Origin of the sequence: Azospirillum sp. TSO5, from assembly GCF_003116065.1 — a bacterium.
Classification (GTDB): domain Bacteria; phylum Pseudomonadota; class Alphaproteobacteria; order Azospirillales; family Azospirillaceae; genus Azospirillum.
The window spans coordinates 1-19,571 of record NZ_LGQY01000142.1; the positions used below are offsets into that span (position 1 = coordinate 1).

Here is a 19,571-nt window from a genome sequence, read left to right on the forward strand (position 1 = left end):
AACAAGGAATGGGAGGCAATGCCACACTCACCATGAAAACAACATGGTTGCTCCCCCGCTTCGCGGGAGAGGGGGCAGGAGCTTTGCGGGAGTTCAGCGGCAGTCCCCTCTCCCGCGTTAGCGGGGGAGGGTTAGGGAGGGGGCATCGTCAGCCGACACCTATCCTCTCCCCCGCCACAATAATGACACCAATCCCATTTTCGGACTATCATCCCCGCGCGCACTCATCCACGCGCGCCGGGGAGCCTTGCCATGATCCGTTACGCCGAGTTGCAGGTCGCCACCAACTTCAGCTTTCTGGAGGGGGCCTCGCACGCTGACGAGCTGGCGATGACGGCGGCGGCGCTCGGGCTGGCGGCGGTGGGGGTGACGGACCGCAATTCGCTGGCCGGCGTGGTGCAGATGCATGCGGCGGCTAAGAAGGTGGGCATCCGGGCGCTGATCGGCTGCCGGCTGGACCTGACCGATGCCGACAGCCTGCTGGCCTACCCGACCGACCGCGCCGCCTATGCCCGGCTGTCACGGCTGCTGACGCTGGGCAAGATGCGGGCGCCGAAGGGCGAATGCTTCATCGCCCGCGCCGACGTGCTGGCCCATGCCGAAGGCATGCTGTTCCTGCTGCTCGGCCCCCACCAGCGTGACGAGTCGTTCCTGCGCGAACTGCGCGCCTGGCGCGGCGGGCTGGCGCGCGGGCAGCTCTATCTGGCGGCGAGCCACCGCTACCAGGGCGACGATTCCCGGCGGCTGCGCTGGCTGGCCGGGCTGGCGGAGGCGGAGGGGGTGCCGCTGGTCGCCACCAACGACGTGCTCTATCACGGCGCCGGGCGGCGGGCACTGGCCGACGTGATGACCTGCATCCGCCACCACACCACCATCGACGAGGCCGGCTGGCGGCTGTCCGCCAATGCCGAGCGCCATCTGAAGCCGGCCGTCGAGATGGTGCGCCTGTTCCGCGACCATCCCGACGCCGTCGCCCGCACCCTGGAGATCGCCGAGGCCTGCCGCTTCTCGCTGGACGAGTTGCGCTATGAATATCCCGACGAAGTGGCGGAGGGCCGCGATCCGCAGGACACGCTGGTGACGCTGACCTGGGAGGGGGGCGCAAGACTGTATCCCGGCGGCATCCCCGACAAGGTCCGCGCCGCCGTCAAGCATGAGTTGGCCTTGATCGGGGAGCTGCGCTACGCCCCCTATTTCCTGACCGTCCACGACATCGTCCGATTCGCGAGGGGCCAGGGCATCCTCTGCCAGGGGCGCGGCAGTGCCGCCAATTCCGCCGTCTGCTATTGCCTGGGCATCACGTCGGTCGATCCCACCGAGGTCGATCTGCTGTTCGAGCGCTTCATCTCCACCGCCCGCGGCGAGCCCCCCGACATCGACGTCGATTTCGAACATGAGCGGCGCGAGGAGGTGATCCAGTACATCTACAGGAAGTACGGCCGCGCCCGCGCCGGCCTGACCGCCACCGTCATCCGCTACCGCGCCCGCAGCGCCCTGCGCGAGGTCGGCAAGGCGATGGGGCTGTCGGCCGATCTGGTGGCGCGGCTGACCGGCTCCATCTGGGGCTGGAGCCGCGACGGCGTCGACGAGGAACGCGCCCGCTCGCTCGGCGTCGATCCCGATGATCCAAGGCTCAAGCGCACGCTGGAACTGGCTCAGGAGCTGATCGGCTTTCCCCGCCATCTGTCGCAGCATGTCGGCGGCTTCGTCATCACCCGCGGCCCGCTGTCGGATCTCTGCCCGGTCGCCAACGCGGCGATGGAGGATCGCAGCACCATCGAATGGGACAAGGACGACATCGACGCGCTGGGCATCCTGAAGGTCGACGTGCTGGCGCTGGGCATGCTGACCTGCATCCATCGCGCCTTCGACCTGATCGAGCAGGTGCACGGGCAACGCTGGACGCTTGACAGCCTGCCCAAGGAGGACCCGGCGGTCTACGAGATGCTGGGGCGGGCCGACAGCCTGGGCGTCTTCCAGGTCGAAAGCCGCGCGCAGATGAGCATGCTGCCCCGGCTGAAGCCCAAGAAATTTTACGATCTGGTGATCGAGGTCGCCATCGTCCGCCCCGGCCCGATCCAGGGCGGCATGGTCCATCCCTACCTGCGCCGCCGCAGCGGGGCGGAGGACATCACCTATCCGATGCCGGCGCTGAAACCGGTCCTCTACAAGACCCTGGGCGTGCCGCTGTTCCAGGAGCAGGCGATGAAGGTCGCCATGGTCGGCGCCGGCTTCAGCGCCGAGGAGGCCGACCAGCTGCGCCGCGCCATGGCCGCCTTCCGCAAGACCGGAAAAGTCCAGCTGTTCCACGACAAGTTCATCGCCGGCATGATCGCCAACGGTTGTGACCCCACCTTCGCCGAGCGCTGTTTCCAGCAGATCGAGGGATTCGGCGAATACGGCTTCCCGGAAAGCCACGCCGCCAGCTTCGCCTTGCTGGTCTATGTCTCCGCCTGGATCAAGCGCCACCACCCCGCCATCTTCGCCGCCGCCCTGCTGAACAGCCAGCCCATGGGATTCTACGCCCCGGCGCAGATCGTCCGCGATGCAAGGGAGCACGGCGTGACGGTGCTGCCGCCCGATGTGAACCTGTCGGGGTGGGATTGCGCGGTGGAGATTACAGGCCGAGCACCGCCCCAATCCCCTCTCCCCCCCGCTCACGCGCAAACTTCGTTTGCGCTGACGCGACAGGCGGACCTCCGGTCCGCCGAAAGCGGGGAGAGGGTTAGGGTGAGGGGGGCGCACCCGCCGGACGTCTTCGGCTGCGCCGACCCCCCTCATCCCGACCTTTTCCCCAGGGGGGAGAAGGAGAAATCGGGGGCATCAAGCCTCCGCCTCCGCCTCGGTCTCCGCCTCATCAAGGGCTTCACCCCGCAGCACGCCGAGTCCCTCGTCCTCTCCCGCGCCGGCGGCTATCGCGACCCCTACGACCTGTGGCGGCGCGCCCGCCTGCCGGTCGCGGCGCTGGAAAAGCTGGCGAAGGCCGACGCCTTCCGCTCGGTCGGGCTGGACCGCCGGGCGGCGCTGTGGGCGGTGCGGGCGCTGGGCGACCAGCCGCTGCCGCTGTTCGCCCGCCTGGACGGCCCGCTTGCCGAGGAACCCGAAGCGCCGCTGCCGGCCATGGCGCTTGGCGAGCATGTGGTGATGGACTACACCAGCCTGTCCCTGTCGCTGAAGGCCCACCCGCTGTCGCTGCTGCGCGACGGCCTGCCCGGCATCACCCCGGCGGAGCGGCTGGTCCAGGTGCGCGACGGCCGGCGCCTGACCACCGCCGGATTGGTTCTGGTCCGCCAGCGGCCGGGCAGCGCCGAGGGCGTCGTCTTCATCACGCTGGAGGACGAGACCGGGGTCGCCAACCTCGTCGTCATGCCCGACGCCTTCGAGACCTTCCGCCGCCCGATCATGACCGCCCGGCTGATGGCCGCCACCGGCCGGGTCCAGAACCAGGACGGCGTCGTCCATCTGCGGGTGGAATCGCTGATCGACCTGACCCACCGGCTGTCCGAACTGACCGGCGAGGACCGCCATGCCGCCCCCAATGAGACTCATGCCCCATTTCCCAAGGGCCGCAATTTTCATTGAAGGAGCTGATTGCTCCTGACATCACGCTGTCAGGAGGGGGTGTGCTATCAAGGGGACGAGCCGGCACGAACCACGAACATCCCACTCCCCTCTGTCAGGAGCCAATCCGATGAACATCCCGCACGTCGTCACCTGGTTCGAGATTCCGGTCACCGACCTCGCCCGCGCCGTCGGCTTTTACGAGACCGTCTTCGCCGCCAAGATGGTTCAGGAACCCTGCCCCAGCGGCATGACCATGGCCGTCTTCCCGGCCGAAGGCACCGCCGTCAAGGGCTGCCTGATCAAGCACGAGGCCTGCAAGCCAAGCGCCGACGGCACCACCGTCTACCTGAACGGCGGCGACGACCTCTCCGCCCCGCTGGCCCGTGCCGAGCAGGCCGGCGCCCGCATCATCGTGCCGAAGACGCTGATCACCCCGGAAATCGGCTATTTCGCCCAGTTCATCGACAGCGAGGGCAACCGCGTCGGCCTCTATTCGATGCACTGATCCCGCTCACCGGAGCCGCCGCCATGCGCCGCGCCGACCGCCTGTTCCAGATCGTCCAGCATCTCCGCAAGGGGCGGCTGGTGACGGCTGCCGAGTTGGCGCGCTGCCTGGAGGTGTCGGAGCGCACCGTCTACCGCGACATGCGCGACCTCGCCTCCTCCGGTGTGCCGGTGGAGGGCGAGGCCGGCGTCGGCTATCTGCTGCGCGACGGCTACGACCTGCCGCCGCTGATGTTCACCCAGGACGAGGTGGAAGCGCTGGTGGTCGGCGCCCGCCTCGCCCGCGCCTGGGTCGGCGGCGGTCTGGCCGATGCCGCCGCCCGCGCGCTCGACAAGGTCGAGGCGGTGGTGCCGGAGGCGCGGCGGCGCGAGCTGGCCGACAGCCGCGTCTTCGTCCCCGACTTCTCCTTCCCTGCCCCCTTGCGCGAGCGGATGGACGTTCTGCGCTGCGCCATCAACGCCAAGCGCGTCGTGCTGTTCGATTACCGGCGGCAGGACGGCACCCATTCCGCCCGCGCGGTCCAGCCGCTGGGCCTGTTCTTCTGGGGCCGGGTGTGGACGCTGGGCGCCTGGTGCGAGCTGCGCGAGGAGTTCCGCAGCTTCCGCATCGACCGCATGGAAACCCTGCTGGCGCTCGACCGCCGATTCGACGAGATTCCCGGCCGCGGCCTGGACGACTATCTCGCCCGCTGGCGGCAGGAGGGTTGCCCGCGCGGGTGAGGTCGTCCGTGCCCCCTCCCTCCCACGCTTGGCAGCGTGGGTCCCTCCCTCCCCCGCCTTCGGCGGTAGAGGGATAGGAAGCGGCAGTCCCCTCTCCCGCGGAACGCGGGGGAGGGTTAGGGAGGGGGCATCCGCACGTCACTCCACCAGCCTGATCTCCGTCGTCGCCACGCCCGACGCCCCGACCGCCACCGCGTAGTCGTCGAACCCCGGCGGGCCGAAGCTGCCGCGGGCGGAGCGGCTGAAGCCGTGCGGTTCGGCAGGGATGCCGAACAGGCCGGTGGCAAGCTCGCCGTTGTTGTCCAAATCCTGGAAGGCGATCAGCCCATAGCGGCCGGCCGGCAGGTCGGGGAAGACCACCTGCAGCTCCGGCCCCAGCGCCGCGACGAAATAGCCGGCGCGCGGTGCCTTCGCCGCCTGCGCCTCGGCGCTGTCGAACAGCGCGACCATCACCTTGCCCTGATTGGGCTTGACGTTGCGGACGGTTGCGCGAAGCTCCCCCGCGGCGGCCGGACCAGCGGCGGCCAGTGCCAGCAGCGTCACTGTCACCGTTCCTGGGGCGACCATCCTTGCAGACCAACGCGCAACCCAACGCCGGAACCTCATCCCCCGCCCTCCCCTGGCAGTCGCCGCCCGTTCCCTATGGCCGGCGCGTGCTGCGCCGCCGCCTGCCGTTGCTGGCGGCCTCCATCCTAGCATTGGCTCTGCTGGGACCGTTCGGCACCTTCCGTGACATGGGTTTCGCCGTCCGGCTTGCCTACTGGGGCGGGCTGATCGCCACCGGCTGGTCGATGTTCGAACTGGTGCTGCTGGTCGCCCGCCGCGTGCTGCCGAACCTGGAACGCACATGGCCGCTGATGCTGGCTGCGGCCTTCCTGACCGTCAGCGTCGTGCAGACTCTGGTGGTCGCCCTGCTGGAAAGCCGGTTGCGCGGCCAGGATTTCCTCACCCCCGCCGGGCTGGCCGAGCTGTATGGCTATGTGCTGGTCATCACCCTGCTGGTGTCGGCCCTGCCGGTGTGGCTGGAGCTGCGCGACCATGGCGTGGTCGGCCACCAGCCCCCCGCCCCGCCGCAAGCGTCCGTCCCCGGCGGCGAACCGGCCACCGACCGGCCCGCCCCCTTCCTCGACCGCATTCCGGCAAAGCTGGGGCGCGACCTGCTGGCGCTGGAGATGGAGGATCATTATGTCCGCGTCCACACCGCGTTGGGCAGCGACCTGATCCTGATGCGGATGCGCGACGCGGTGGCGGAGCTGGCGGGCATCGACGGCCGTCAGGTTCACCGCTCCTATTGGGTGGCCGCGACGGCGGTCGCGGCGGTGGAGCGCAAGCCGGACGGCAAGCTGTCGCTGCGCCTGACCAACGGCCTGCTGGTCCCGGTCAGCCGCACCCACGCCCCCTCGGTGCGCGCCGCCGGCTGGACCGAGAAAGCCGTCTCCTAAACGCCCTTAAACGCCCTCACCGCGGAAGGGACGGGACAGCAGCCCCTCGATGGTTTCGTCCAGCCCGGCGCCGCGGTTCAGGATGGCATCGACCGCCGTGCAGATCGGCATGTCGACGCCCAGCTTCGCTGCAAGCCCGACCACCGCAGCGGTGGTATAGACGCCCTCCGCCACCGACCGCCGCGCGGCCAGAATCTCGGACAGCGCCTTGCCGGCGCCCAGTGCCGCCCCCAACGACATGTTGCGCGACTGCAGGCTGGAGCAGGTCAGCGTCAGGTCGCCCAGCCCGGATAGTCCCATCAGCGTCTCCACCCGGCCGCCGAGCGCCAGCGCCAACCGGGTGATCTCGGCCAGTCCACGGGTGATCAGCGCCGCCCGCGCGTTGTCGCCCAACCGCCGCCCTTCGACCACGCCGCAGGCGATGGCCAGCACATTCTTCACCGCCCCGCCGACCTGCGAACCGATGACGTCGTCCGAGCGGTAGGGCCGGAAGGTGTGGCTGCCCAGCGCCGTGACCAGCGCCCTGCCCAGCGCCTCGTCCGCACAGGCCAGCGTCACCGCCGTCGGCAGCCCGCGCGCCACCTCCGCCGCGAAGGTCGGGCCGGACAGGATCGCCACCGGATTGCCGGCCGGCAGCGCGGCGCCGACCGCCTCGCTCATCAGCGCGTGGCTGTCCAGCTCGATCCCCTTGGCGCAGACGACGACCGGCGCCTCCGGCTTCAGCAACGACGCCATGCCCGCGGTGACGCTGCGCGCATGCTGGGCCGGCGACACCAGCAGCACCGCGTCGCAATCGCCGAGGTCGGCGAGATCGCCGGTGATCCGCAGCGCGTCGGGCAGCGGCACGCCGGGCAGATAGTCGCGGTTCTCGCGGCGGAGGCTCATTGCCTCCACCACCGCCGGCTCGCGCGCCCACAGCAGCGTCTCGCGCCCGGCCCGCAACGCCGCCAAGGCCAGCGCCGTTCCCCAGGCGCCGCCACCGACGACACCGATGCGGTTGAGGGCGGAGGTGGGCACGGCACTCATGGCAGGTCTCTCACGCTGACGAAGTCCATCACGCCTTCACCCCCGCCCCGATCCCGGCGCGCCCGATCACCGGCGCGGCATTCGGGTCCAGCGGCCAGCGCGGGCGGGGGGCGAAGTTCAGCGGGTCGCTCTCGCCCAGCCGGAAGCGCTCGATCCCGGCCCAGGCGATCATCGCCGCGTTGTCGGTGCACAGGCGCAGCGGCGGCGCCACGAATTGCATGCGCTGCTTCTCCGCCAGGGTCGACAGCCGGCTGCGGATCGCCTTGTTGGCGGCGACGCCACCGGCGACCACCAGGGCGCCGCCCTGCGGATGGTCCTCCTTGAAGCGGCGGATGGCGCGGGTGCAGCGGTCGGCCAGCACCTCCGCCACCGTCGCCTGGAAGGCGGCGGCGAGGTCGTCGCGGTCGGCATCGGACAAGACGCCCCCAAGTTCCTCCACATGCCGCCGCACTGCGGTCTTCAGCCCGGAGAAGGAGAAGTCGCAGCCCGGACGGCCCAGCATCGGCCGCGGCAGCTCGAACCGCGCCGGATTGGTGGCGCGCGCCGCCGCCTTCTCCACCAGCGGCCCGCCGGGATAGCCCAGCCCCAGCAGCTTGGCGGTCTTGTCGAACGCCTCGCCCACCGCATCGTCGATGGTGGTGCCGAGCCGGCGATAGCGCCCGACCCCCTCCACCGCCAGCAGCTGGCAATGGCCGCCCGACACCAGCAGCAGCAGGTAGGGAAAGGCGACGTCGTCGGTCAGCCGCGCGGTCAGCGCATGGCCTTCCAGATGGTTGACGGCGACGAAGGGCAGCCCGCGCGCGGCGGCGATGGCCTTGGCGGTCATGACGCCGACGATGACGCCGCCGATCAGCCCCGGCCCGCCGGTCGCCGCCACCGCGTCCAAATCGCCGAAGCCGATCCCGGCCTCGTCCATGGCGCGGCGGATCAGCCCGTCCAGATGTTCAAGATGAGCGCGGGCGGCGATTTCCGGGACGACGCCGCCATAGGGCGTGTGGTCGTCCAGCTGCGACAGCACGACGTCGGCGCGGATCTCGCGCGCGTCGGTGACGACGGCGGCGGCCGTCTCGTCGCAGCTCGTTTCGATTCCAAGAACGATCATGGCGCCAACCTAGCCGCCTTGGCCGTCCGGGTACAGGATGGAGTTGCGGACAAGTGCGCGCATGAAATTTGATCCGCCTCAATCTTCCGTATGACCGGGCGACGAATCCTTGCAAAGCTGCGCGGATCCCCTAGAACACGCCCTATGACGACCCACCCGCTCCGTATCGGGACGCGCGGCAGCCCGCTGGCGCTGGCGCAGGCCCATGAAACCCGCGACCGCCTGATCGCCGCCCATCCGCATCTCGCTGCGCCCGGCGCCATCGAGATCGTCGTCTTCAAGACCACCGGCGACCGCATCCTCGACCGCACCCTGGCGGAAGCGGGCGGCAAGGGCCTGTTCACCAAGGAGCTGGAGGAGGCGCTGTTCGACGGCCGCGCCGATCTGGCCGTCCATTCGATGAAGGACGTGCCGACCCAGCTTCCCGACGGGCTGGAGATCGCCACCCTGCTGCCGCGCGAGGACCCGCGCGACGCCTTCTTCTCCCGCTCCGGCGGCGGTCTGGCCGATCTGCCCGCCGGCGCCGTGGTCGGCACCGCCGGCCTGCGCCGTCAGGCCCAGGTGCTGGAGCTGCGCCCCGACCTGAAGATCTTCCCGCTGCGCGGCAACGTGCAGACCCGCCTGTCCAAGCTGGACGCGGGCGAGGTGGACGCCACCCTGCTGGCGCTGGCTGGCCTGCGCCGCCTCGGCCTGACCGAGCGCATCAGCGCGGTGCTGGAACCGGAAACCATGCTGCCGGCGGTGGCCCAGGGCGCCATCGGCATCGAGATCCGCAGCACCGACGACGCCACCCGCGCCCTGCTGGCCCCGCTGAACTGTGCGGAGACCATGGTCCGCGTCACGGCGGAACGCGCGCTGCTCGCCGCTCTTGATGGCTCCTGCCGCACGCCCATCGCCGCGCTGGCGATGCTGGACGGCGACGACCTGCATCTGCGCGCCAAGGTGCTGTCGACCGACGGCCGTATCATCTTCCGGGCGGAACGCCGCGGCAAGGCCGCCGACGCCGAGTCGCTGGGCGCCGATGCCGGGGCCGAGATCCGGGCGCAACTGCCGCCTGATTTCTTCGCCGCGGCACCGCACTGACCGCCATCCCGGCCGGGTTTTCCGCATGACGGGAAAGCAGCCTCAATCCTCTTCCGCCGACCGCCGTACGCGCCTTCTGGTGACGCGACCGGCGGAGGATGCCGAGCCGCTGGTCCGCCGGCTGGAAGCGCTCGGCTTCGCCACGGCGGTGGAGCCGATGCTGTCGATGGTCTGGCTCGACGGGCCGGAACCCGACCTGTCCGACGTACAAGCCCTGCTGTTCACCAGCGCGAACGGCGTACGTGCCTACACCAAACGTACGAGCCGGCGCGACCGTCCGGTGCACGCCGTCGGCGACGCCACGGCGCGGGCGGCGCGGGCCGCCGGCTTCGAACAGGTCGACAGCGCGTCGGGCGATGTGTACGCACTGGCGGAACGTGTCCGGTCCCTGCGGGATCCATACGCGGGTACGCTTCTTCATGTGGCCGGCACCAAGGTGGCGGGCGACCTCGCCGGCCTGCTGGGGGCGGCCGGGTTCACGCTGCGGCGCAGCGTGATGTACGATGCCGTACCCGCGCTAACCCTGTCGGACGAGACCGCGACATTTTTGCGTACGTCCGGGCTCGACGGCGTGTTGTTTTTCTCTCCCCGTACCGCCGCATCCTTTGTTAGGCTGCTCGCCGAGGCGGGGCTGGTCGATTGTTGTCGTACGGTCGATGCGTTCTGCCTCAGCCCCGCGGTCGCGGAGGCTGCCCGTGCGTACGGCGACCAGGGAGTGACGCCGTGGCGAAGCGTACGGGTGGCGGCGCGGCCGGAGCAGGACGCCCTGCTCGATCTGTTGCCGGTCGCCGGATAAACCCGGCGCGGTCCGGCCGTACGGCTTATACCCCTGGTGCGTCCGGGTGGGTGGGTCAGCCGTACGGGGGACGAGGGGGACCGGTCAGGGGGCTGTGACGTTAAAACGAACAACAGCGAACCGAAGGTACAGCCCATGACCTCTCGTCCAGGCCCCGAACGCCCCGGCACCGACCGTGACGGCGACGGCGCCAGCACCGGCAATGCGGCGGTCGACCGCATCGTCGAACGTTTCGGCGGCATCCGCCCGATGGCCCACAAGCTGGACACCCCGGTGACGACGGTCCAGGGTTGGAAGAAGCGCGGCGCGATCCCGCTGGCCCGCCATGCCGACCTGCGCACCGCCGCCGCCAAGCACCGCATCAAGCTGGACGATGCCGACCTGGACGCGGCCACGCCCAGCGAGGACCGGCAGGCCGACGCCTCCGCCGCGTCCGTCATCACCCCGGCTGACGCCTCACCAGTGGTGGAGCCGGTGCTGACCGCTTCCCCGGCCGACACCATCCCCGGCGCCGAGACCCCGGCAGCCGAAGCGACCACCGGTGCCGTGACCGAACTGCAATCGTCCGATGCCCTGATCCCGCCGGCCACGCCGATCGGCGCGACCGACAGCTTCGCCGACACGCCGAAGGGCGACGCGGAGAAGGCCGAGGAAGCCAAGGACGAAGCCGTCAAATCAGGCTCCACCAAATCCGACGAGTCGAAGACCACCACCGGCAGCTGGACGCCGTCCGGCACCAGCGGCAGCGCGGGCTACAGCCGCAGCGCCGATGCCGAGCCGGCGCGTCCGACCATCGCCCCCACTATCGCCCCTACTCCGTCCTACCTCGACGAGCCGCGCTCCGGCAGTGGGTTCGCCACCGCCCTGTCGGTGGTAGCATTGCTGGTCGGCGCCGCCGCCCTGTCGGCGCCCTGGTGGGGTCCGGCCCTGCCCGGCTGGCCGTCGCCATCCGCCTCCTCCACCGCCTCCGCTCCGGCCGACCCGGCGCTGAAGGCACAGATCCAGCAGCTCACCGACCGCATCGGCAAGCTGGAGCAGCGTCCGGCCGCCGCTGGTAACGGCGCCGACCTCTCCGCCCTGACCCAGCGGATCGACGCGCTGGAGAAGCGCCCGGCCGCCACGCCCGACACCGGCGCCGCCGACGCCCAGAAGGCGCTGGCCGACCGCATCGCCGCGCTTGAGCAGAAGGTTTCCGCCGTCTCCGGCAACTCTCAGGCGGCGCAGGAGCTGCGCAGCGAGGTCGACTCGCTGAAGCAGCAGGTCACCAGCGTCAACCAGGCCGTCAGCGAGCGCCAGGACGCCGCCTCCACCGCGCAGGCGCTGGTGCTGGCCGCCGGGCAGCTGCGCGCCTCCCTGTCGGGCGGGCAGCCGTTCCAGCAGGACCTGCAGGCGGTCCGCGCCCTCAACATCTCCGACGCGGGCGTGACCCAGCCGCTCGACGCCGTGGCGCCCTATGCCGCCAAGGGCATCCCGACCCGCGCCCAGCTGACCGACCGCTTCCAGCCGCTGGCCGGCGAGATCGTCCGCGCCGACATCCGCGGCGAGGGCAAGAGCTGGATCGACACGGCGGTCGGCAAGCTGTCCACCCTGGTCACCGTCCGCCAGGAGGGCGGCGGGGTGGTCGGCACCACCGCCAACGCCATCGTCGCCCGCGCCGAGGCCGCTCTGAACGAGGGCAACCTCGCCAAGGCGGTGGAGGAGCTGTCGGCCCTGCAGGGTCCGGCCGCGCAGACCGCCGCCCCGTGGCTGGCCGACGCCAAGGCGCGTCTGGCCGCCGATCAGGCCGCGCGTCAGCTGAACGACCGCGCCATCGCCCTGCTGACCACCGCCGCCGGCGGGAAGGGGACGGCCCAATGATCCGCGCCCTCTGGTTCCTTCTGAAGGTCGCGGTGGTCATCGCCGCCGCGATCTGGCTCGCCGACCGTCCCGGCACCGTCAGCGTCCATTGGCTCGGCTACGCCGTAGAGGCGCCCTTCTGGGTCGCCCTGCTGGTCACGATCGTGGCGCTGGGCATCGCGGCGCTGGGCTATCGCCTGATCCGCGGGCTGATCCGCACGCCGTACCGCATCCGCCGCCACAGCCGGGTCCGCCGCCGCGAGCGCGGTTACCGCGCCCTGACCCAGGGCATGGTCGCCATCGCCGCCGGCGATGCGCAGACCGCGCGCAAGATGGCGCGCAAGGCCGACGGGCTGCTGAACGAGCCGCCGCTGACCATGCTGCTGTCGGCGCAGGCCGCCCAGCTGCAGGGCGACGAGCGCGCCGCCAGGGAGTATTTCACCGCCATGCTGGAGCGGCCGGAGACGGCCTTCCTCGGCATGCGAGGGCTGCTGACCCAGGCGATCAAGTCGGGCGACCGGGTGGAGGCGCTGACGCTGGCCCGCAAGGCGCGCGGGCTCCAGCCCAACACGCCCTGGCTGCTCGGCACGCTCTATGACCTGGAGGCGCAGGCCGGCGACTGGGCTGCCGCCGAGGGCACCTTGCAGCAGGCGATCCAGGCCGGGGCCATCCCGACCGACGAGGGCCGCCGCCACCGCGCCGTCCTGCTGCTGGAGCGCAGCTTCGAGGCGGAGCGCCGCGGCCGGGCCGACGCCGCCCTGTCGCACGCCCAGGCGGCGCACGACATGATGCCGGGCTTCGTCCCCGCCGCCGTCCGTCTGGCCCGCCTGCAGCTCGCCGCCGACCGGCTGAAGCCGGCCGCCAAGGTGGTGGAGCGGGCATGGCGCCACTCGCCGCATCCGGAGCTGGCCGACATCTACCGGTCGATCGTCTCCAGCTACGACCCGCTGACCCGGGTCCGGCTGTTCCAGAAGCTGGTGCGTCAGGCTCCGGACTCGGCCGAATCGCACCTCGCCGTCGCCCGCGCCGCCATCGACGCCCAGCTGTGGGGCGAGGCGCGCCAGCACCTGAACCGCGCCATGGAGATCGGCCCGACCCGCCGCACCTACCGCCTGATGGCCGAGCTGGACCGCGGCGAGCGCCATGACGAGGACGCGGCGAAGGACTGGCTGGCCAAGGCCGCCAACGCGCCGGAGGATCCGGTGTGGACCTGCAGTTCCTGTGGAGCGGTCAGCCACAACTGGGGCGGCCTGTGCGGCCATTGCGGCGCCTTCGACACGCTGACCTGGAAGGCCCCGACGGTCGCCGTCCCGCTGATGGAGCCGACCGACATCCCCCCGGCGCTGGCCCGTCCGGCGACCGCGTAAGGGATCGATGCAAGGTGCAAGAAAAAGCGCCCTTCCCCACCGGGAAGGGCGCTTTCTTCTTTTCAGGATGTCCGTCGGCTTTGGCGGTCTCCCGTCCACCGAAGCCAACGGCCGATTGAGGATCGCTCCAGCCTGTTGCCTCTACCGCATCCCCTCCGGTCCGACACGGTCGAGAGGCAGTTCCTTCTTCGCCAGCAGGCGGTCGAGCAGGCGCCCCCCGGCCGGGGCGTTGGCGGCCCTGGCGGTGCTGGCCACACCGGCGGCCTCCGCCGTGGGCGCCGCGTTTTCCAGCTGCGTGTTCTCGACCCGGTACTCGCCGCCGGACAGGCTGTTGACGACCTGCTCCTTCGCCGACGGGCCGGCCACCACGTTGCCGTCGGCGACATTCCCGTGCATCCGGCCGGCCGGGCCGGCGCTGGGCACCCATTCCAGCCGCAGGAAGCGGTCCTTGCCGTCGTTCATCATGGTGATGTTGTCCGACACCCGGTTGTTGTCGCCGCCATGCAGGAAAATCGCCGCCATGCCGGTGTTCTCCAGCAGGTTGCCCTGCACCGTCACGCCGCTGGTCATGTCGTCCAGATAGATGCCGAAGCCCTTGTAACGGACCAGCCAACGCCCCTGCGCGTCGGTGGCGAGGCCGCCGGTGTCGCGGATGTCGTTGAAGCGGATGATGCTGCGGGTGTCGTTGCCGCTGCGGCCCAGCATCTCGATCGCACCGGCGTCAGCGGTCTGGCGCGACGTATCGCGGATGCGGTTGAACTCGATGGTGTTGTCGCTGTTCACCGTCTGCGGGTTCCAGTTCTTGATCGAGATGCCGTACCGGGCCGACCGGCGGATGTCGTTGTGGGCGATCAGCGTGTTGCGGATGCCGGCGCCCATCACGCCGCCGCTGAAGAAGCGGACCTCGCCGATGTCGCTGATGCGGTTGGCGAGGATGCGGTTGTCGCTGCTGCCCGGCGCCAGCACCACGCCGGAGCGGCCGAGATGCTCCATCCGGTTGCCCGACACCTCGCTGCGGCTGGCGCCGTCGAGCATCACTGCGGTGCCGACCAGCAGGAAGCGGTTGCCGGCGATCCGCGCGCCGCTGCCCCCCTTCACCAGCACGGCGTTGCCGTCCCACGGCACATCGGTGAAGGTCAGCCCCTCCACCGCCACGTTGCGCGCGTTGTCGAGCCGCAGCAGCACCGGCTGCCGCGCCACCACCAGCTCCGCCCCGGCGCTGTTCAGCCCGGTCGGCGGCTTCACCAGCAGGCGCTTTGCCTTGGCGTCCCAAGCAAACTCACCCGGCCGCGTCAGGAAATCGGGATGGCCGAGCAGCCGTACGGTCGAGCCGTCGCGGTAAGGATACTGACCGTCGCCGCCAAGGGTCAGCAGACCGTTCGGATCGGCGGACGCCACGCCCAGCAGGTCGTCGGACAGCCGTTCACGGTCCAGCGCCTGCGCCCGCACCCCCGGACCGGCCCAGCCGGCCTTCAGCACACCGGCGGGAAGCCGCATCTGCCGCTTGCTCCCCGGACTTTTGGGATCGGACTGCACCGCCTTGGCCGGGAACCAGCCGCTGCGCGGGTCGCCGGGCGTGAAATCGCCGCTGCGCGCGGCGTCCAGCCGCTGCCCGCCGACCGAGACGTCCAGCCCCGGATCGCGCGCCAGCGGCGCCGACAGCAGGCCGTTCGCCATCTGCGCCCCGCCCACCGCCTCGCCCCCCGACAGCACCGGCTGCTCCCCCTCGACCGCGGTCAGCCGCAGTCCGGGCAGCGAGGCATCGACCACCAGCGGCGCCGTCAGCCGATAGGTCCCGCCATGCAGCCGCACGGTGGCCGGGCCGCTTCCCTTGGCGGCGGCCAGCGCACGTGCCGGGGTGGCGAAAGGACCATCGCGCCCGTCCGCCGACGGCTGGGACAGGCGTCCCGACCAGCGGTCGTTGCCGGTCGGCGACACATAGAAGGTCGTCTCGGTGGAACTGGTCTGTGCCGCCACAGCCGGCCCCCATCCGGCAGCGGTCAGCAGAAACGCAGATGTCAGCAAAATCCGAGGCAGGATTTGGGCCGCTCCACTCCGATGACGAGGTTGGGAACGGAACATGGGAGAACCTCCTCCAAGACAACGGCGAAGCCGCCGAAGGGGGGAGACTGACCCAGCCCCGCGGCACCGGCAAAAGCGCGAAGGGGGTGTGCGGGTGCGAAGGGGCCACGCCCTCTGCACCCCTGCCGGACCGGGACGGGGCGTATAGGCTGACTTTTCATCCTAGCCTGACCGGCCGGTCGTACCCGCTTGCCCGCGGATCGCGCGCCCCGTTCAGGCGGAGCCTAATTACCGGGGACTGTTTGCCGATGATCGAAATGGCGCTGATCGCGCAGGTCCTGGTGCTGGTGCTGGTAACCGTGGTGTTCCTCAGCTCCGGCAGCGCATCGATGTTCCATCCGCTGACGCTGTACCTGATCTTCCACGCCCTGGTCTTCGTCATGCGGCCGATCCTGGTCCACACCCAGAATTTCGACGATGTCTGGCTGTTCATGGGCTTCTGGCCGAACGAGCAGCAGTTCGTCATGACGCTGGTGGTCAGTTCGGTGGGGCTGATCGCCTTCGCCGCCGCCTGCATGTGGGCCGGTCTGGTCAAGCCCGACTGGACCCCGAACGGCGAGCCGGCACCGGCCTTCTCCTTCGACCGCGTCGACATCGTGGCCTTCCTGACCACCGCCGCCCTGCTGGCGCCGCTCGCCATCTATTCGGCGATCCAGCGCCAGGGCGGCGCCAGCTTCGACGGCACCGGCGACGTGCAGATGGAGCGCGATCCGCTGACCGGCCAGCCGATCTACACCAACACCACCGGCTACATCGCGGAGGCTCATTCGATGGGTCTGCCGCTGACGCTGGGGCTGATCTGGGTCTGCCGCTTCCACCCGCTGTCCTTCATCCCCTTCGCCGGCTTCGTCGCCTACCGCGCCTATCTGGGCTGGGGGCGCTGGGCGATCATCATGGGCATCCTGGGGCTGGTGCTGCTGATGCTGTACCGCACCCGCACCAAGTGGTTCCGGCTGTGGCATGTGCTGGCCGCGATCCCGGTGATGGGCCTGTTCACCGTGCTGGGCAACAACCGCGACGCCTTCCGCGACGTGCTGGCCGGCGACGCTCCGGTTTCCGTCCTGCTGCGCTTCAACGGCGGCAGCGGCAGCGGCCGGGCGCTCGACGCGCTGGCCGGCCAGGATTTGGCCAACTTCGACTTCCTCGCCTACATCCTGTGGGTGGTGCCGAAACAGTCGGCGACCTACACCTGGTTCACCCAGTATCTGCAGCTGTTCACCGAACCGATCCCCCGCTTGCTGTGGCCGGGCAAGCCGGTCGGCGCGCCGGTGAAATGGGTGGACCTGAACGACTACGGCGTCTTCTACAACCTGACCACCTCGCTGCCCGGCGACGGCTGGATGAGCGCCGGCTGGATCGGCATGATCGTCACCATGGTGGTGGTGGGGCTGATCCTGGGCCGCATGCACCGCTGGTTCTGGACCAGCGGATTCCGCAACCGCTACGCCGTGCTGTTCTATTGCGCCTTCCTGCCGCTGTGCCTGCAGTGGTTCCGCGACGGCAACATCACCATCGTGAAGTTCGGCTTCTTCTCGCTGCTGCCGATCCTGCTGTGGATCGGGCTGACCCGTGCGCTCCGCGCCTGGGGAATCCTGGACGACGACCCGCTGCGCCCGGTGGTGGCGCCACCCAATCTCGTCCGGCCCAATCTCGTCAGAAGGGAGCCGTCATGACGCTGACCGTCAGCGCCGTCATCGCCACCTACAACCGCGGGCCGGAGCTGCGCATCGCGCTGACCCGGCTGATGAACCAGACCACCCCGCCGATGGAGATCATCGTCATCGACGACGGCTCCAGCGACGGCACCGGCGCGATGATGCGGGCGGAGTTTCCCACCGTCCGCTACGTCCGCCAGCCGCACAATGGCGGGCTGATCCTGGCCCGCAACTTCGGCTTCGTGAACACCACCGGCGACTGCATCCTGTCGGTCGACGACGACAGCTGGTTCGAGGATCCGGACGGGCTGGCCCGCTGCGTCGCCTATCTGGAAGAGAACCCGGAGGTCGCCGCCGTCGCCTGCAACATCGAGACGCGCGACGGGCTGGTCTATTTCCCCAAGGGCGCCGCCCCCTTCGACGTGCCGTGGTATGTCGGCTGCGGCCATCTGCTGCGGCGCAGCGCGGTCGAGCAGGTCGGCCTCTACATGCCGGAACTCTACCGCCAGGGGGAGGAGAAGGACCGCTGCCTGCGGCTGGTCGGCGCCGGCTATCGCGTCGTGGCCCTGCCCGACGTCATGGTCTACCACGACAAGAGCGAGAAGGGCCGCAAGCCGGGGATGGAGCGCTTCTACAACCACCGCAACGACCTGATCCGCGAGGTGGCGCGCTGCCCGTCCTCGCTGATGGCGTGGCGGCTGGCGCGCGCTTGGGCCGGCAACAGCTGGAAGAACCTGCGCCACGGTCCGCGGATGACCGACCTGAAGGTGCTGCTGGCCCTACCGCAGATCCTCCGCATCGGCCTGAAGCACCGCGCGCCGGTGAGCGCCGAGGCCTACCGCCGCTGGCTGCATCTGGCGAAGACGGCAGCCCCGGCCAGCGCGCCGCCTGCGGAGAAGCCCGTCAGCCGGGCTGCATCCCGCCCAGTTGCAGCAGAACGGCCCAGCCCAGCACGATCAGATTGACGGTCAGCGTCATCGCCATGCCTGGCGCGCGGGCGAAGGGATGCACCAGATAGCCCGCCCAGAACAGCAGCCGGCCCAGCACGAACAGCGCGGTCGCCACAACCGCCGCCCCCAGCGAGGGCTGCGGCAGGGTGGCGACCAGGGCGGCCAGTGTCGGGACGAAGATGGCGGACTGCTCCACGCTGTTGGCGAGCACCCGCTGGGCGACGCGCTGACCGCGCGATTCGGGATCCTCGATGGGGTTGAAGGCCTGGGTGCGGCCGCGCATCGCCATCACACCGACGACCATGCCGAACAGGACCAGCGCCGGCCAGACCACCAGCCGCGCCCACAGCGCCATCCGCGCGCCCGGCGCGTTGACGCCCATCGGCGGCGCCACCAGCGACAGCAGCAGGACGAACAGCAGCACCGTCACCACCGCCGACGCCCCGTTCAGCATCAGGGCGCGGAGCACCAGGGATTTGCGTTTTCGGGGAGCGCTTTGGCGAAGACTGGTATCGGACATCGGGGCGGGGCTCCGTCAAAGGCCGGGGATTCGACAAAGGGCCGGCCCCTTCCCATCTGGAAAGGACCGCACCCTGTTCCTTCGACCAATAACGGCCCGGCTCGTGATTTGGATCAAGGCCCGGACGACGCGGAGGGTGTCCCATGACGCTATGTTCGGCGGCGTCTACTGGGGGGCTGCCCCGATGGGAGAGATGTTGTCAGTCTCTCTTTTCGCTACCATGTTCTAACCAAGTGCTTCACCATGTGGGTGAACACGAGGATCTCGATGGTGGAGGGCCTATGATGGATCTCGTTCTGCTCGGTGGTGCGGTGGCGACGGCTGCGGCGTTGGCCGGTCTGATCGCCACGATGCCCACACCGAAACCGATCCCGATCCGCGTCCGCGACCGGCGCCGCCAGCGGCGCTGACGACACCGGCCCCCGGCCTTTGCGGTCGGGGATCAGCGGTTCGGCCTGTCTAAGGCAATCAGCGATCCAGATCGCGGATCGCGCGGTTCAGCTCGAATTCCTTCGAGGCGACGTAGGCCTCCATTCCGACGATCCGCTTCTCCATGTCGCGGAAGCGCTGGGTCAGACCGGCGAGCGTCCGGTCGGGCTTGGTCGACACCGTCCGCCAGAAGGCCTCTTCCTCGGCATCGCGATACAGCTGCGCCGGACGCACCGGCAGCACCATCAGCGCGATGACATAGGCGATCACCAGCGGCACCGAAAAGAAGAACAGGGCGAACAGCATCGCCAGCCGGACCACGGCCGGCTGCACGCCGAAGTAATCGGCAACACCCGTGCACACCCCGCCCAGCACCCCGCGCTGCGGATCGCGGTAGAGCCGGTGCGGATTCGGCGAGTCGTAGGGGGACGCGCGGTCCATGGCGGGCTCGGTCCTTTCGTTGAGTTTCGGGTTGGGAGGGAGGTTCTGCAGCGG

17 protein-coding genes are annotated in these 19,571 nt (G+C 70.2%); 11 read left to right on the forward strand and 6 right to left on the reverse strand.

Annotation, left to right across the window (positions count from 1 at the left end):
- Window positions 1-252: 252 nt before the first annotated feature.
- From TSO5_RS29130 to TSO5_RS29140, 3 genes are all read left to right on the forward strand, one after another.
- Window positions 253-3,582, forward strand: a complete 3,330-nt coding sequence (locus TSO5_RS29130; protein WP_109154881.1) for an error-prone DNA polymerase — start codon at window positions 253-255, stop codon at window positions 3,580-3,582.
- A 109-nt stretch (window positions 3,583-3,691) separates the two neighbouring features.
- Entirely contained in the window at window positions 3,692-4,069 is a 378-nt protein-coding gene (locus TSO5_RS29135) for a VOC family protein (protein WP_109154882.1), read from the forward strand.
- Between the two features lie 23 nt (window positions 4,070-4,092).
- Window positions 4,093-4,788: a YafY family protein gene (locus TSO5_RS29140; protein WP_109073716.1), complete on the forward strand. Its 696-nt coding sequence runs from the start codon at window positions 4,093-4,095 to the stop codon at window positions 4,786-4,788.
- A 138-nt stretch (window positions 4,789-4,926) separates the two neighbouring features.
- Here the strand turns inward: TSO5_RS29140 and TSO5_RS29145 are convergent, their stop codons facing one another.
- Window positions 4,927-5,331, reverse strand: a complete 405-nt coding sequence (locus tag TSO5_RS29145; protein ID WP_199231056.1) for a DUF2141 domain-containing protein — start codon at window positions 5,329-5,331, stop codon at window positions 4,927-4,929.
- Between the two features lie 26 nt (window positions 5,332-5,357).
- Here TSO5_RS29145 and TSO5_RS29150 point away from each other — a divergent pair, with 26 nt between their 5' ends.
- Window positions 5,358-6,230 (forward strand): LytTR family DNA-binding domain-containing protein, encoded by an 873-nt coding sequence (locus TSO5_RS29150; protein ID WP_247871017.1) that lies wholly within the window; start codon window positions 5,358-5,360, stop codon window positions 6,228-6,230.
- Between the two features lie 6 nt (window positions 6,231-6,236).
- On the opposite strand, the gene TSO5_RS29155 is transcribed toward TSO5_RS29150, so the two are convergent.
- On the reverse strand, window positions 6,237-7,256 hold the full coding sequence (locus TSO5_RS29155) for an NAD(P)H-dependent glycerol-3-phosphate dehydrogenase (protein ID WP_109154884.1): 1,020 nt from the start codon (window positions 7,254-7,256) through the stop codon (window positions 6,237-6,239).
- 28 nt (window positions 7,257-7,284) lie between these two features.
- Window positions 7,285-8,358: a tRNA (adenosine(37)-N6)-threonylcarbamoyltransferase complex transferase subunit TsaD gene (gene tsaD / locus TSO5_RS29160; protein WP_109154885.1), complete on the reverse strand. Its 1,074-nt coding sequence runs from the start codon at window positions 8,356-8,358 to the stop codon at window positions 7,285-7,287.
- Window positions 8,359-8,502: 144 nt separating this feature from the next.
- Here tsaD and hemC point away from each other — a divergent pair, with 144 nt between their 5' ends.
- From hemC to TSO5_RS29180, 4 genes are all read left to right on the forward strand, one after another.
- Entirely contained in the window at window positions 8,503-9,441 is a 939-nt protein-coding gene (hemC, locus tag TSO5_RS29165; RefSeq protein ID WP_109154886.1) for a hydroxymethylbilane synthase, read from the forward strand.
- Between the two features lie 25 nt (window positions 9,442-9,466).
- A complete protein-coding gene (locus TSO5_RS29170) occupies window positions 9,467-10,237 on the forward strand; it encodes a uroporphyrinogen-III synthase (RefSeq protein ID WP_109154887.1) in 771 nt (256 codons plus the stop codon).
- Between the two features lie 135 nt (window positions 10,238-10,372).
- Complete coding sequence (locus TSO5_RS29175; RefSeq protein ID WP_109154888.1) at window positions 10,373-12,094, forward strand: mitofilin family membrane protein; 1,722 nt, start codon at window positions 10,373-10,375, stop codon at window positions 12,092-12,094.
- Complete coding sequence (locus tag TSO5_RS29180) at window positions 12,091-13,440, forward strand: heme biosynthesis HemY N-terminal domain-containing protein (RefSeq protein ID WP_109154889.1); 1,350 nt, start codon at window positions 12,091-12,093, stop codon at window positions 13,438-13,440. Before TSO5_RS29175 ends, TSO5_RS29180 begins: the two co-directional genes overlap by 4 nt.
- Window positions 13,441-13,581: 141 nt before the next feature.
- Here TSO5_RS29180 and TSO5_RS29185 read toward each other — a convergent pair whose 3' ends face one another.
- Window positions 13,582-15,417: a right-handed parallel beta-helix repeat-containing protein gene (locus TSO5_RS29185; RefSeq protein ID WP_247871018.1), complete on the reverse strand. Its 1,836-nt coding sequence runs from the start codon at window positions 15,415-15,417 to the stop codon at window positions 13,582-13,584.
- Between the two features lie 353 nt (window positions 15,418-15,770).
- On the opposite strand from TSO5_RS29185, the gene TSO5_RS29190 reads away from it, so the two are divergent.
- Together TSO5_RS29190 and TSO5_RS29195 are read left to right on the forward strand one after the other, a co-directional pair.
- A complete protein-coding gene (locus TSO5_RS29190) occupies window positions 15,771-17,195 on the forward strand; it encodes an O-antigen polymerase (protein ID WP_109154891.1) in 1,425 nt (474 codons plus the stop codon).
- Window positions 17,192-18,142, forward strand: a complete 951-nt coding sequence (locus TSO5_RS29195; RefSeq protein ID WP_109154892.1) for a glycosyltransferase family A protein — start codon at window positions 17,192-17,194, stop codon at window positions 18,140-18,142. The genes TSO5_RS29190 and TSO5_RS29195 overlap by 4 nt, the downstream gene beginning before the upstream one ends.
- Here the strand turns inward: TSO5_RS29195 and TSO5_RS29200 are convergent.
- Window positions 18,081-18,647, reverse strand: a complete 567-nt coding sequence (locus TSO5_RS29200; RefSeq protein ID WP_109154893.1) for an MAPEG family protein — start codon at window positions 18,645-18,647, stop codon at window positions 18,081-18,083. The two genes, TSO5_RS29195 and TSO5_RS29200, sit on opposite strands and share 62 nt — an antisense overlap.
- A gap of 281 nt (window positions 18,648-18,928) precedes the next feature.
- Here TSO5_RS29200 and TSO5_RS33740 point away from each other — a divergent pair, with 281 nt between their 5' ends.
- Window positions 18,929-19,057 carry a hypothetical protein gene (locus tag TSO5_RS33740; protein WP_256379242.1) on the forward strand — a complete coding sequence of 43 codons (129 nt, stop codon included), beginning with the start codon at window positions 18,929-18,931 and terminating at the stop codon, window positions 19,055-19,057.
- A gap of 58 nt (window positions 19,058-19,115) precedes the next feature.
- Here the strand turns inward: TSO5_RS33740 and pspC are convergent.
- Window positions 19,116-19,571: envelope stress response membrane protein PspC (gene pspC, locus TSO5_RS29205; RefSeq protein ID WP_247871019.1), on the reverse strand; the 456-nt coding region annotated here is incomplete at its 5' end.